This is a genomic window from Paenibacillus sp. sgz302148 (genome assembly GCF_056120465.1).
In genome coordinates, this window is record NZ_JBVYOJ010000001.1 from 596,226 (window position 1) to 611,414 (window position 15,189).

The following is a 15,189-nucleotide window of genomic DNA, read 5'->3' on the forward strand; positions in this document are numbered from 1 at the left end:
ATAATTGGTTGAAGCAATGACCAAACTTTTTAAGAAGCTCGCACGTCTTACTGAAGCGGACAATCAATACAGGCGGCAAATAAGGAGTTTCTGCATCATATGAACAATAAGAAATTAGAAAACTTGCTAGTTCAATGTATAACGGATCATAAAGAAAACGTTTATCGATTAGCATACAGTTATGTAAAGAATCCTGAAGATGCACTCGATATTGTTCAGGATTCCATCCATAAAGCTTTTGTATCACTTGAAAAACTAAAAAACACCGAATCGGTGAAGAGCTGGTTTTATCGAATCGTTGTCAATACATCGTTGGATTTCTTGAGAAAACAAAAGAAAATTCAGGTAGTAGATGAAAGTACGCTAGAAGCTTTTCATCCGGCAAATGATGATGTTTATCCGAATATCGATTTGGAGAAGGCATTGGATGATTTGCCGCCCATCTATCGAACCGCCATTGTGCTTCGATATTTTGAAGATTTAAAATTAGAAGAAATTGCGGAGGTATTAGAGGAAAATCTGAGTACTGTAAAAACACGGTTATATCAAGCGCTGCGAATATTACGGGTTAAAATGAATGATGAGTCGGCGGAGGAGGGAAAATAATATGGACGAAAAACTGGAGCAAATGAAAAAGCAATATATGGATATTCCTATTCCGAATGAATTGGATTTCATCGTGAAAAAAGCCTTAAAGCAAAGAAAGAAAGGCATTTTCAAAACTAAATGGTTTGTTGGAGTTGGCGCAGCCGCCATGGCACTCGTAATCGGAATTAATACGAGTCCTGCTTTTGCATATGCTCTATCCGAAGTGCCGTTAGTCGGAAAGCTCGTTCAGGTACTTACGTTTAGAGAATATAAAGTTGACGATGGAACCTTTAATGCTAATATTGAAGTGCCCGCCATTACGAATTTAGAAAATAAGTCTTTAGAGCATGCTTTGAATCAAAAATATCTTGAAGAAAGTAAAAAACTATACAGTGACTTCATGGCAGACATGGAGAGTTTAAAGCAAAGCGGCGGAGGCCACTTAGGAATAGATAGCCGATATGTCGTAAAAACCGACAACGATCGCATACTCTCCGTAGGCAGATATGTTGTCAATACGGTCGGATCATCCTCGACAACGATGAAATACGATACGATCGACAAGAAAGATCAAGTTTTGATCACTTTGCCTAGTTTATTTAAAGATGATCGCTATATCAAGATGATCAGCGACAATATCAAGGAGCAAATGATAAAACAAATGAAAGACGATCCGGATCAATTTTATTGGGTTGCCGGAGTACCTAATGCGGTCAACGATTATTTTGAAACCATTTCAAAAGATCAAAGCTTTTATATCAATAACGACGGCAAGCTTGTCATCTCTTTCGATAAATATGAGGTCGCTCCCGGATTTATGGGCGTTGTCGAGTTTATTATTCCAACAAATGTACTGTCCGATGTATTGGTTAGTCATGAATATGTGAAGTAATATAACAAAAGGAAGCGGCTCCCAACGGCCGCTTCCTTTTCCATATGCTGTATTCCGCCATAAATGTAATGTTCCGTTCATACTCCGTTCATAGTACAAGCCTACACTGACAGTACAAAGAGAAATGGAGGAAATCATCATGAATATGGCGTGGAAAGAAATGAAGAAAAGCAAAGTGAAGTTTGTCATATTAGGGTCGATTATTTTTTTGGTTAGTTTTTTAACGTTTATCATCTCGGGATTGGCAAACGGTTTATCCCAAGATAATGCGGCCCTAATCAAGGATTTGCCCCAGGGGCATTTTTATATGAATACCGAAGCAAAAAAAACGTATAATCTCTCCAAAATAGATCCAAACTTACAGGATCAAGTTTTGAAGGAACATCAGGACGCCGCGGCGTTTTCCATTCAGATGGGCTTTGTGAACGATGCAGAGGACAAGCAGCATACCGTAGCGTTCGTGACTTCGACGGATTCCCCGTTATTCGAAAAAGTCGCTCCGGGGGAAATTGTGCTCGACCGTTCCTTGGAGAAGGACGGCATTAAAGTCGGGGATGTATTAACGAATAATCAGTTTAACGGTGAATTCAAAGTCGTTAAGTTTGTGGATCAAAAGAAGTACAGCCACGCCCCTGTCGCCTTTATTAACATGGATAACTATAAAGAGATCTACCGTACAAAGGGATTGCAGCTAATGTTTATCCCAGGAAAAGATACGCCTTCGATTACGGGGTTGGATTCATTTACAAATAATGAATTTCTGAACACCATCTCAAGCTATAAAGCAGAGAACATGTCCCTCAATATGATCATTTGGTTCTTAATTGCCATTAGCGGCCTGTTGTTCGCAATTTTCTTCTACATGATGAATGTTCAGAAAATCGGTTTATACGGCATCTTGAAGGCAATCGGTGTGAAAACGAGCACGCTTTTCGGCATGATGTGGTTTCAAATGTTCTTCATCACCTTGATCTCATTAGTCTTATCCGTCGTATTAAGCCAAGGCTTCAACATGATCGCACCGAAAGGTATGCCGTTCAGTCTGACGCTGGATGCGACCATGATGTTATCCGCTATATTCATAATCATCGGATTTGTCGGCGCTACACTCTCTGGCCTGCAGATTAGAAAAGTGGAGCCTCTACAAGCTATTCAACAAGGAGACATGTAATATGACAACCTTCACAATACAAGAAGTTACCAAAACTTTTACCAATGGCGAAGTCTCGGAACAAGTGCTAAACGGAATCAACCTCGTCTTGCAAGAAGGAGAACTGACAGCTCTCGTGGGTGCTTCCGGCTCCGGAAAAAGCACGCTGCTTACGATCGCCGCCGGCCTTCAACGCGCTTCCGACGGAAAGGTGCAATTTGACGGAAACAACATGACCGCGATGACGCAGGAGGAGATTCGAAAGTTACGCGCAAGCAAGTTCGGCTTTGTTTTTCAATCCGCTCACCTGGTACCATTCCTTACCGTTGAAAACCAGCTTATGCTCATGCTTAACGTGGCGGAGTCCAAAATGAACAAACGCGAGCAGAAGGAAGAAGTGTCCAACGTTCTCAAGTTGGTGGAAATGGATCATCGGAAACATGCTTACCCTTCTTCTTTATCCGGTGGAGAAAAGCAACGTGTTGCTATCGCTCGCGCGATTATCCATAAACCTAAAATCCTGTTTGCGGATGAACCGACGGCGAGTCTGGACTCAAAGCGATCCAGAGACGTGATGACGCTCATTCGCGATCTCACCAAAAAATTAAAAATTACAACACTGATGGTTACGCACGATGAAGAAATGCTCCCTTATGCGGATCGAATCGTTACGATGAAGGATGGATTGATTGTATAGTGGGAAGAAAAGCCCGAGAAGAATATCTTATAAGATATTCCTCCCGGGCTTTTATCCCTCTGTGCTATTACACGGATGGGCGCAAAGCACACGCCTCCGAACGTATCGTCGCTTTGGCGGCAGTTAACCCGGACGACTTCGCCGTAATGATCAGCTCTCCGGCTTGTTTCGCCGATTGAACGATCGCCATGCAAAGTCCGTTAAATGCTCTCCGTTTCCACACCGCGCCGCTATCGATATACTTATCCGGCTCGTGGCTGCTCGGGTTTCCGTTGCCGACACCGATGATAGCGCCCGGTCCGCTAACGGTGAACTCCACTTCGTTATCGGCAACGGGGATAATACGGCCCTCGGAATCTACGATTTGCACGGCAACGCATGTCACATCCTCGCCGTCGGCATCGATCGCGGACCGATCGGGCACAAGCTGTATCGCTGCCGGAGCGCCCGTTGTTTCTCTGGAGTCGCACGCGACCTCTTGCCCGTTGTTGTATCCTTTGGCAACAAGCGCGCCCGGCTCATACGGCACCATCCAGCTCAGATGCCCGAGATGCGGCATTTGTTTTTTGCCTAGGCTGCGGCCGTTGAGCAGCAGCTCCACTTCTTCGCAATTGCTGTAGCAACGCACGTCGATGTCCTGGCCTTCCTTACCCGGCCAATTCCAGTGCGGGAACAGATGCAATACCGTCCGGTCGGTCCACCAGGACTGGTAATAATAATAATTGTCTTTCGGAAAACCGCACATATCCATAATGCCGAAATGCGAGTTGATGCACGGCCAGCGGTACGGAAGCGGCTCGCCTCTGTAATCGAATCCGGTCCATACGAAGGCGCCGGCCAAATACGGGCGCTCCGCATAATATTTCATCCATTCCTCGGCGCCGGATCCCCAGCCCGGGAAATTGGCGTCATAAGACGAGACGTATCCTCGCTCTTCATCGTTTTCGTAGATGCCTCGCGTACACAATGTGCTCGCTTCCTCACTGCCGATCATTGGCGTTTGTGGATGATCCTTATGGTATCCATCTAAATTCGCGCCGATTTTCCAATAGTTCCAACCGCGCACATCAACAACGCCGTTAATGCCCGCGCTTTGTCCGCCGTTATTCCCGCCATAGCTCACAAGACGAGTCGGATCAAGCTCGTTTACGATCCGTTTCATCGTTATTGCGGCACGCGCGCCGGCTTCCGTATCCTGAATGCCGCCTTCTTCGTTGCCGATCGACCAAAGGATGATGCTCGGATGGTTGCGGTCCCGTTTGACCAAGCTGCGCAATTGACCTAAAATTTCGTCGCCGATGCCCACTTGCCTATGCTCGTCCATGACCAGCATGCCTAGTCGGTCGCACGCTTCGAGCAGCTCCGGCGTCGGCGGATTATGCGATGCCCGATATGCATTCACTCCAAGCTCCTTCAGCTTCTCGATTCTGTAATATTGCAGCCGGTCGGGCAGCGCCGACCCTACTCCGCCATGATCCTGATGGCAGCAAACGCCTCGAATCTCGACGCGCCGGCCGTTCAGGAAAAAGCCGTGATCCGCATCAAACCGAATGCTGCGGACACCAAACGGCGTTTCATAGACATCCGTTTCGGCTTCGCCGTCCTTCACCGTCGTAACGAGACGGTAAAGATGGGGCGAATCCAAGTCCCAGAGCTGCGGCTGCTCCAATCGTACGCGTTGAGTAATCTCTCTCTCTTTCCAAGCTCTGATTGGCTGCGGCTCCGACTGAACGCTCGCAACGCGGCGGCCTTCGGCATCAAAGATCGCCGATTCGATCGTGACCGCTTTTTCGGTATTGTCTTCATTGGCAACCGTCGTTTGTAGCGTGACGTCCGCAAATCCGTCGCCAACCTCCGAAACGACGTACGTTCCCCAATGCGCCACATGGGTCGGAGTTGTTTTGACAAGCCATACGTGTCTGTAAATGCCGGCCCCTTCGTAAAACCATCCCTCCACTTGGCTCACGTCAACGCGCACGACCAGTACATTCGGTGTGTCGAATCGAACGCAGTCGGTAATATCGCGACGGAAGCTAGTATATCCGCTTTCATGACGTCCTAGATAATAGCCGTTCAGCCAAACCATGCTGTCGCGAAAAATACCGTCGAACTCGATGGACAGCCTTTTCCCCGCATCTTCCTTTGCTATCTCAAACTTCTTGCGATACCACCCGATTGAAGTCGCCGGGTTCGGTCTTCCGATCGGCTTGTATCCGTGATAATCGATGTCGTTGTCGGTGGAATATTCAAAATCAAGCTCTACCGCCCAATCATGCGGCAAATTGATTTCCCTCCAAGCACTGTCGTCAAAATTGACGTGAAGCGCGCCTCTCCCTTCGGCTTGTTTGGCAAACGGCTTGCCTTTCCAATAATCGAAGTCGCGCTCGATGACTGAAGCGTGTCCTAAGGCAAATCTCCATCCGGAATCCATGAGCAGCCGCTCGCGTAGGGGCTGTTTTTCCTTTTGATACATGTTGTGTCTCTCTCCTTTATCTCTGGTTGCCATTGCGGCTGATCTTCAATCATTTCGGCGCCGGAAAAAAGATGAGCTCCCGGTGTTCCAGGAGCTCTGCAACGTTATTTTTTATTCATCTTCTCTTTCATTTTAATCGTATAGTCGTCGTCCATCTTTCTCAAGAACGTAACGACATCTTCCTTCGATTTGAGGAACTCGGCAGCCTGCTCTGCCACGTAGTTCTCGCCGTAATAAAGGGCATCCGGACCGAACGGAGAGTACACTGGGTCTGCTTTTACGCCGGAATATACACCTTTCAAATTGTAATTCTTGTTTTTGCCGGACATTTGATCTTCGGCAAATTGAACGGCAAGGTCCGGATCGCCAAGCGGCGATGGCGAACCTTGGCGATGCAGCTTCGTTTGATGCTCTTTCGAAGCGAGGAATGCAACGACTTCGAACGCCTCTGTCAAATGCTCGCTGTTCGGGTTTACACTGATCGCAAGCGGCGCGTAGTTTGGCGTAATATTGGGTTGATCAGCCCAACCAGGAACTTTTACCATATCGAAGTTAAGCCCTTTAGTACCATCTAAACCGCCTAAATTCGTAATGGATAAAATCGCCATTGCGGTTGTTTGGTTTTGGAAATACAAATCTTCGTCCTTCTCTACATCCCATACCCCAGGGATGCTGCGGAACTTATCCAGCAGGTCAAAATATTTCTTGAACTTCGGATCTTTGGTGAACAGCACTTCGCCCGTCTTCGGATCCGTACCGGTTGCCGAAAGCTCCATAAAAGGCATCGACATGCCGTTTTTCGCGATCCCGTGGTACTTGACCCCGTCTTTTTCTCCTGTCAATTTCTTGGCCAGGTCAGCAACCTCTTCCCAAGTAATCCCGTCCTTCGGATATTCTACGCCGAATTTATCGAAAATCGATTTGTTATAGAAAAGCGCTACTTGGATATCTTCCATCGGAAAGCCCAACAAACGGTTTTGGCCTTCAGGATCCCGCACCCGCATCGATTCGAGCACGCCCGGCCGGAATGCCGATAAGTCAACGTTATTTTGCTTCACCAGATCGTCCAGCGGATACATCAGCTCCATATCCTTGAGAACTTCAAAACCGCCAGTAGTCAGCAAGATGTCCGGGTTTTCTTTAGCGGCGAACGTTTCCTCAAGCTCTTGCTTGCCGACCCATTTACTAATGAGCTCGATCTTAATATTAGGAAACTTCTCTTCGACGAACGGCTTCACCCGTGCATCAAATTCCCCGCCCCAAGGCGCCATAAATTTCAACGTAACCTGTTCTTTGCTCTTGGTTTCCGGTTCTTTTGCTTCCGGTTTCTCCTCCTGCTTTTCCTCCTCCTTCGGAGTGTCTTGGGCAGCGGCGGAATCTTTATTGGTTTCCCCTTCGTCTTTCTTGCTTGAACATCCGGCAAACGATGCTGCGAGTAACATGACGATCAGAATCAATGATAGCATTTTTACCGATTTCATTTTCATAGTGTATCCCCTTCTAATTATTGGTGTATCGTTCGGTTTATTTATTTTCCATTTCCTTGATCAATGTTCTGGCCATTTCGTCCAATTTTCTTAAATGGGTGTTGATGTCCACATGGTCGTAAATCAATTCTTCCATGTGTTCAATAACGGTTTTGCCGAATATATCCTCTTCGACCTGAGTTCGATTCGGAAAGAAATCCATTTTAAACAAGGCCTCGTAGTTTATGCCGTCGAACTTGGGATCGGTCTTAATTTGCTTCCGTACCTCAGGCGACTTCAGAACCAAAGAAGAAATATCGTTCCCTTGGTATCTTTGAATCGTATACTCATCGGACAGCAAATAATCAATGACCTGGAATGCTTCGTCTTTATGTTCGCTGAACGAAGTCACGCCCAGCATATACGCCAGTCCCCCCGGAACTTTTCCAGGATTCTCTTCCCAAGTCGGATAATTGATCATATCCCAATTCATCTTATTGTCGCTCAACTCTCCGCCGTTAAACCAGAGCGGCAGCATCGCAACATTGCGTTCGCCGACAAAGCGGGAATAAATATATTCGCGGTATTTATCACGCGGAGGTAAATTGCCAGGAATTTCGTATGCTCTCTTGATCACTTCGAAGAACGATTTCCAGCGGTTATCCGTAAGAAACGTCGGCTCTTTCGTATCCGGGTTGATCACGGGAATATGCTGCGACATCGTATTAAAGCTGTCCCATCCCCACTGCAACCCGTAATAGTGAACCCCCCCGACCTCGCCCGTCACTTTTTTGGCCAAATCGACGATTTCGTTATACGTCATGCCGTCTTTCGGATAAGGTACGCCGAATTTATCAAAAATGTCTTTATTGTAATGCAAAGCATAACGGTCTACCCTATACGGCAAAAAGTCAATTGCGGCGCCGCCGGATTCGACTTTGACTCGATCGATCAATCCGGGATTGAAGCGATCGAGGTCGTAGTTGTGCGTCTTGATCAAATCGCTCATGTCGTACAAAACTTCCAGTTTTTCAAGTGCCGTTTTATGATGCATAGCAGCAAAGTACAAATCAGGCAGATTTTTGGCGGCGAAAAGCTCCTGCAATTCCTTTTCTTTTGGCTCCATGTTGTATCGTTCCAGTTTGATGTTCGGAAATTTGCTCTCAACCGGCTTTTTCCAATTTTTCTCCCATGATTCATCGTCTACCCAGTTAATCATCGTCAAAGTAACCGGCTCTTGCTTTTTTTCCGGCTCTGGCGACTTTTGCGGCTGATCTTCATCGGATGGATTGGAAGACGACTCGGCCTTGTTGTCTTCGGCCGCTTTATCCTCGGATGGCTGGCCGCAGCCTGCGAGCAGCGATACGGTAAAGGTAAGAATAAGTAGAATCAAGAACCCTCTTCTTCTTACAATGGTCATCTAACGATACCCCTTTTCATAGATTGGCTTGATCCTGCTTGGATCATGTAAATGCAGCGCTTACAAGATAAAACTTGCATGATTTGTAGATTGCTACAACAACCGGCGTTCGACTTCAATTCACATTTACATCGCATCACCTCCCGAAAAAATATGAATGTATGTCATAATAAACGCGAACCGTTCCGGGGCTTCGAAGAAGCCCCGGTTCAGTATCAACCCGGTAGATCGAACCTTGATTTCCTATTCGACCAGACCGGTGCGCTCGACACTCTCGACAAAATAACGCTGCGCGAACAAATAGATTAACAGCAGCGGCAAAATAACAAGGAAGCTTGCGGCCATCTTGATCGGCTCGGCCAAAAATTCCGGAAACCCGCCTTCTTGAATAAACGCCTGCAAGTTGCGGTCGATAAAAGATACTTTAAGCGCCAGCGGCATGTTATCGCTTGCTCCGAGGAACATTCGCGGATAATACGTGTCATTCCACGTCCATACCAATGAAAACAAAAATACGACAAGGATAGCCGGCTTGGCCAAAGGAAACATAACACGGGCATAAAACTTCAATGCATTCGCGCCGTCGATACGCGCCGCTTCTTCCAATGCCTTCGGCTGCGTCGAGAAAAACTGGCGGAAAATGATCACAAAAAGCGACCCCTTGACTCCGAAGCCGAACACGGAAGGCAGAATCAGCGTCAGCAGATGCCCGTTTAATCCAAGCTCGGTATACACCATAATCGTAGGCAAAATAATAACTTGCGGCGGAATGATAAATGCCGCGATAACTAGGAAAAAAGCCGTTTTCTTGAACGGAACGTCAAGTCTTGCGAGCGCATAACCCGCAAGTCCGCACGCGATGCAATGCAGCACGGCCGCCGATACCGCGATGAACAAACTGACGCCAAGCGATTTCGGATAATCCAGCAGCTTCCATGCTTCCGTGACATGTCCAAGGTAGATGGAAGACGGAATCCAAGTTACGGTCGGATCGACCAAGTCTTTGATGCTCATAACCATCTTCACAAGCATTTTAATAATCGGGTTCATATAAATGTAAGACGTTATGATTAATATGGAATACAACGCCAGTTTGAAGATGAGTCCTTGATTGATTTCTCTACCAAGAACCATATATCGGATTTTTTGCAAGCTGCGTTTCTTCGTCATCGTTTGTTTGACGCGCGCCGCTAAATTTACCTTCATCATCCGCTGCCTCCCCCCTTATCATCGATCTGCTTTGGCATGCTTCCGATTGATTCTGCTGTAGAGGAACATGACGAGTCCCAAAAATACAAGAATAATCAAGAAGTAAATCCATGCCATCGCACTGTTATAACCGTAATTGCCTGTTGTGATGAGAGAAATTACAGGATTGGACGGGAAAGTAAACATATCCACGACCGTATAAATCAGGTTCAGCAAAATAAACGGCGACATGGCCGGAAGCGTAATTTTCCAGAACACTTCCCACGGCGTTGCACCGTCAATGCGTGCAGATTCGTACGCAGAGCTGGAAATCGTCTGAAGTCCTGCAATAAACAATAGGATTTGTACCCCGGAATACCACAAGACAAGAACAAAGTGATTCAATACTTCCTTAACCGGTTTGGCCCATGAATTGTCCCCGAGAAACATATCGATATAACCGCCAAGGTCGAACCGTTCCAGGAAACCGAGGTTGCCTTCGCCTGAATTGATAAATGACATTAAGACGGCACCCGTCGAGAATATGACCGGCAAGAAAAAAATCGCACGGAATATAAATCGTCCCGGAAGCTTCTGATTCAGCATGATCGCGATCATCAAGGCGAAAATAACGATAACCGGTACCATGATGACAACTTCCTGGAAATATGGGATCAATTTATCGTATAAAGCCGAACTGTTGAACAGGATTTCCTGATAATATTTCACCCCGACAAAATCGTAAACGATTCGTTTCGGCAAAATTTTGACATGATGCAAGCTCATATAAAGCGAGAAGAAAAGCGGAAATCCCAAGAAAATGATGAAACCGATCAACCACGGGGCGAAAAACAACGCTCCCTCCAGCTTGCGGGACGTCCTGGCGGAAAGTATACGTTTTCCTGCCATGTTACGCACCTCCTTGGCTGACGGTATAATTTTTCGCCTCGACAACGGTGCTTCCGACAGAGACCTTCTTATTGTTGTAATTCACAATAATTCGTTTGCCGTTGCTGTATGTCGTTTCGTAAACCCCGCTCATCACTTCGCGATGATCCGTTATGAACTTATCTTGTACATCGCCAAGCGCTTCTTCGTAATTTTTATATTGCGCAGTCATCTCTTGAATCCAGTCTTTGTAGTTTGTGCTGTAGAACCCATCCAAATATACGGATTTCAGCAATTCCTCGGACTCGGCATAAGTTACGACGAACGACGGGACGGCGCCGAATTCAATGCCTTTTAAGAAAGCCTCCCTGTAATCATCGCTCAAATTGGCGTATCCGAAAGAATACGTCGTCAAACCGTGAAGCGCGATTTGCGTAAAAGGAACAACGCGATCGACGAACAAGTCGAAGGAATAGGTAGAAGGCAAGTTCTGCAAATGACTTATATATCGCAGCGTATATTCGTTGCCTCTTGCTACCTGCACATCGCCAAAGGCTTCTTTCGTTTTCTTGAACAATTGGTCCTGAATTTGCTTGGATTGTTCTCTTGTCGACAAATAATTTTCGTTATAGTCGGTGTTTAAGAAACTTCCGATTCCTAGACCGAAGAGGTAGCCATTAATCCCAAGCGATTTCGCTTCCTCCAGATCGTCCATAAAGACTTTCTCCATAAATCGGGGACTTACAAACGTTTCCGATTCCCCGATAATCGTAGAGCCCAAGTCGCGAAGGCCGTCCCTGTTTTTGCGGAATCCGTCTTTGCCGTTGCTGTTAAACGTATAAGATGAAGCATCAAGGTATAACGATAAACCTTTCGAATGAACATAATCGGCAAACTTCTTCATTCCGTCATTGCCGCCAAGTTTATTCGGAACAGGGAAGGCGCCGCCATAATTGCTGAAGCCGTCATTCTGCCACCCAAGATAGGAAACGTTCATATCTTTTACGCCGTGATCGATCAAATCCTGTACGATCTTCGTGGCCTCATCCGTCGTTGTCAGCGGCAAATAAGAGTCCCATAAAAACCCTTTTTCCGTATCGCCGCCCAGCAGATGCAGCTGAAGCTTCAGCTTGGTATCCGTCAGCGGTTTCATTCCATATTCCTGCATCAAATACGAACGATAGCGTTCAGCGAGCGTAACGTAATTGATTTCCCGGTTATTTTTTTCATCATCGATGAAATAATAACGCGTCGCCCGATCCGACTTCGTAATATCCGTGCTATAAGTCAAGTAGCCGTTGATCTTCTTCGTATCGGTCGGTTGGAAAAACTTAAACCGATATTGATATTCCGGCGATACCCAGTTGTATTGGCTGAACGATCCTGAAGGCGCCGCGACAACGTTTGCATATTCCTCGCCCTCGGTAACGACGCCGAGTACAGCCTGCTTGTCCGATTTAATCCCGAACACCGGCAATGTAACCGGATTGCGGTCTGACATCGTGTTATGATTGCTGTATGCGATGTCGTCGCCGTATACGCGTTCCGAATAGAGGTTCTGCGTTCCGATGCGATGCTTTTTAAAGTCGAGCTGCGCACCCGGACCATCCGGAATGAACAAGAAGCCGTCCTCATTGTCCGACGTTTGCGCGCCCAGAAACGGGAATAAACGAATGGATGCCAGTCTGGCCTTCGGATCCTTCTTGTCTTTCGGATACGCCTTCTCATCAACCAAGCCGTCCGCGAGTATTTTCGTTTCGACGAAATCTTCGCCGAGCTTCACTTCTACCGGAATAACGAAGCCGATATCCGGCATTTCGTAACGGATTTTAAACCCGCTATCCGTTTTTTCAAACTTGGCTGACGCCCCGCCTTGCGCATAAAAGTTGGACTCGATCAGCAAATCTTTGCGTGTGTTGAATTCCAAATAGCGGAACATAAAGGGCGAACCAAGATGGACCTTCCACGCATCTGTATTTAACTTGTCATTCCAATTTTGCGGGTTCGGAAAGGATCGCCATACCTCCCCCGTTTTTTTGCTAGTTACCGTAAAGTGACCGGAGGTTGGGTCGGCTTTAAGCTCCAGCCGGTTATTTTCGGCGATAAGCTGGAACCGGGTTTCGTCCGGCAAGCTTCCGTTCGGTTTGGAAGCCGAGGCCACAGTAACGCCGGACTCAACCTTTCTGTTCCGATCCGCGGAATCCGACTCCGCAAAAATGAAGCCGCTGAGCATCGACATGCTCAAAATACAAATTGCAGCGATCGCCGGCAGTTTTCGGGAGCGAAATAAGCGCGTCACATCGATACCTCCTGATAAATGGTGTATATAAAGCTGAAGAACTCCGTCGACAATCCGATCAGGATGAAGATGACGACCCACAGGATAATCATCGTTAAGACCGTAAGCAAAATGTTGACGACCGTTTCACCGACTCCGTAGTTTTGCAGCGCCTGAATATTCCAGAAAAATAACAGTACGCACCACAACATCATTCCTGTCCCGATCGAGCTGTAAATCGACGATTCGCTAAGCGTAAAAATATTCGAGAGCGCCGCCAGCGGAAGCCCAAGCAATACAACCGGAACTAACGCATACGAGCTTCCGACGAATACGTCTTTAAAACGCGCTTCCCCTTGCCGGATGGAACCAATCAAATAATTGCACACAACCCATGACAGCCACGTTGCCAAGAAGATCGTCAGCGTAGACGTCGCGCCTTTGGCATAAACCGGTACCGGGTTAAATGTAAAGCTCGTATAATACGACCTCACAAGTATCGCTACGATCGTTAGCAATAAAATGATGATGGCGCTTATATAACCGCCCTTTTTCATAAAACGCAAATCGGTAAAGCCGTCCAGCGGATGCTTCAATATATAGAACACGTGCTTCGCCTGCTGGAACCACGTCCGACGTTTCAGTCCGCTCATCTTAGGAATGACGCGGAACTTGAATTTTTTCTTCAAATAAGCGAAAAGCCATATCAGGATCACCGCGATAATCAAGCTGTTGGCCAATGTAGAAAAGTTGGATTGGAACCATTGCAAACGAGTTTGCCAGAATGAATCGGAGTATCCTTCGCCATCGCCCGCAAGCTTAAACAATTCGGCGGAACGCTCATAATCGCCGCGCAAAAATGCAGCCTGCCCGAGCCCTTCATACGCCGGGGAGAAATGCGCGTTCAATTTCAGCACGCTGTCCCAATGCTTCTCCGCTTCCGAATATTTCCCTTCCTGCATTAACCTGTAGGCATCATGGACCGCTGCGCCAAACTCGGTTGGTTCGAACACCTGGATGAGATTCAACGCTTCATCCAAAATATAAAGACGATTTTTCGAGTTGGTTGCTACCGCGACCGGGGCGGTTGTCAATCCGACAAGCGATTTCCCGACGACGGCCCGACCCGTCCAATAAAACAGCAATGTTCCGTTTACGTCATATTGGGAAACGATGTTCCGCGATTTATCAATAATCGTTATGTTGCCGCTGCTGTCCACGGATGCATCCGTAATTTCCGCTGCGATCTTCTCTTTTTTGTCCATGTCGGCGAAAGATATCATTCTTTTATTGAACTCTTTATCTTTCCATACATTTTCGCCGCGAATGTTCAATTTTTTGATCTGCTCCGTTTTGGAACCGGACACCGTGTAGATGAAGCCTTGCGCATCGATATCGATATTGCGGATAGATACGGGCAGCAATCGAACTTGCCGGCTTAATTGCTCCTTCGTATAGAACTGTCTGCGAATGATATCCATTGCAGTGACTTCCGTTTTATTCGTCCCGAAAAATTTATCGAATTTTCCCTCCGGGTTGAATTGAACGATACCGTGATAGCTGCCTTTGGATACGACGTATATAAATCCGCGTTTGTCGACAACCATATTCGTCGGCTCGTAGACGAACGATTCATTCACATATCGCGACTCCGGACGGCCGATTTCTCTGATCCATTCGGCATGGCTGTTCAATTGTACGACCCGTTTGTTTCCCGTATCGGCGATATAGATATCCCCGTTCTCGGCCACATACACGCCTTGCGGCTGCTTCAGCGGACTTTCCGGCACGGTGATGATTCGGATGAGCTCGCCTTGCTCACCCAGATGAACGATCCGGTTGTTATCCGTGTCGGCAATATAAATATCGTCGTTCTCCGTAATAAATAAATCTTGCGGTCTTTGCAGCGTTGTATACTCGACTTCGCCGTTTTTACCCGCAACCGGAATCTCCTGCGCCAGGACACCGGCCGGAGAATAGGCGGGTTGAGTCAGTATCGTACGTCCGTAGCTATTTTTCGAAAACGTCTTATATGGCACATCGGCGATCGCATCCATCGGGAATACCGTCAATGAAATGAGACATGCGAGCCAAAGCGTAAATTTCCATTTGCGTTGATGTTTGTGCATGGCGTAACCTCCGTTCTCCT

11 protein-coding genes are annotated in these 15,189 nt (G+C 47.0%); 4 read left to right on the forward strand and 7 right to left on the reverse strand.

What is annotated here, in order from left to right; genetic code table 11:
* Nucleotides 1-99 precede the first annotated feature (99 nt).
* The 4 genes from sigV to AC0LWM_RS02780 all read left to right on the forward strand — a co-directional run bounded on the left by sigV (nt 100) and on the right by AC0LWM_RS02780 (nt 3,327).
* Nucleotides 100-606, forward strand: a complete 507-nt coding sequence (gene sigV / locus AC0LWM_RS02765) for an RNA polymerase sigma factor SigV (protein WP_474673364.1) — start codon at nt 100-102, stop codon at nt 604-606.
* 1 nt (nt 607) lies between these two features.
* The gene (gene rsiV / locus AC0LWM_RS02770) at nt 608-1,480 is read left to right on the forward strand and encodes an anti-sigma-V factor RsiV (protein ID WP_474673365.1); all 873 of its coding nucleotides are present in this window, start codon (nt 608-610) and stop codon (nt 1,478-1,480) included.
* Nucleotides 1,481-1,619: 139 nt separating this feature from the next.
* A complete protein-coding gene (locus tag AC0LWM_RS02775) occupies nt 1,620-2,651 on the forward strand; it encodes an ABC transporter permease (RefSeq protein ID WP_474673366.1) in 1,032 nt (343 codons plus the stop codon).
* 1 nt (nt 2,652) lies between these two features.
* Nucleotides 2,653-3,327 (forward strand): ABC transporter ATP-binding protein, encoded by a 675-nt coding sequence (locus AC0LWM_RS02780; protein WP_474673367.1) that lies wholly within the window; start codon nt 2,653-2,655, stop codon nt 3,325-3,327.
* 67 nt (nt 3,328-3,394) lie between these two features.
* Here AC0LWM_RS02780 and galA read toward each other — a convergent pair whose 3' ends face one another.
* The 7 genes from galA to AC0LWM_RS02815 form a co-directional block, all read right to left on the reverse strand.
* Complete coding sequence (gene galA / locus AC0LWM_RS02785; RefSeq protein WP_474673368.1) at nt 3,395-5,800, reverse strand: beta-galactosidase GalA; 2,406 nt, start codon at nt 5,798-5,800, stop codon at nt 3,395-3,397.
* A gap of 104 nt (nt 5,801-5,904) precedes the next feature.
* Complete coding sequence (locus tag AC0LWM_RS02790; RefSeq protein ID WP_474673369.1) at nt 5,905-7,287, reverse strand: ABC transporter substrate-binding protein; 1,383 nt, start codon at nt 7,285-7,287, stop codon at nt 5,905-5,907.
* Between the two features lie 37 nt (nt 7,288-7,324).
* Nucleotides 7,325-8,686: an ABC transporter substrate-binding protein gene (locus AC0LWM_RS02795; protein ID WP_474673370.1), complete on the reverse strand. Its 1,362-nt coding sequence runs from the start codon at nt 8,684-8,686 to the stop codon at nt 7,325-7,327.
* A gap of 243 nt (nt 8,687-8,929) precedes the next feature.
* Nucleotides 8,930-9,895 carry a carbohydrate ABC transporter permease gene (locus tag AC0LWM_RS02800; RefSeq protein WP_474673371.1) on the reverse strand — a complete coding sequence of 322 codons (966 nt, stop codon included), beginning with the start codon at nt 9,893-9,895 and terminating at the stop codon, nt 8,930-8,932.
* An 18-nt stretch (nt 9,896-9,913) separates the two neighbouring features.
* On the reverse strand, nt 9,914-10,783 hold the full coding sequence (locus AC0LWM_RS02805; protein WP_474673372.1) for a carbohydrate ABC transporter permease: 870 nt from the start codon (nt 10,781-10,783) through the stop codon (nt 9,914-9,916).
* 1 nt (nt 10,784) lies between these two features.
* Nucleotides 10,785-13,061 carry a DUF5696 domain-containing protein gene (locus tag AC0LWM_RS02810; protein ID WP_474673373.1) on the reverse strand — a complete coding sequence of 759 codons (2,277 nt, stop codon included), beginning with the start codon at nt 13,059-13,061 and terminating at the stop codon, nt 10,785-10,787.
* Nucleotides 13,058-15,169, reverse strand: a complete 2,112-nt coding sequence (locus tag AC0LWM_RS02815) for a YIP1 family protein (protein WP_474673374.1) — start codon at nt 15,167-15,169, stop codon at nt 13,058-13,060. The genes AC0LWM_RS02810 and AC0LWM_RS02815 overlap by 4 nt, the downstream gene beginning before the upstream one ends.
* Nucleotides 15,170-15,189 lie beyond the last annotated feature (20 nt).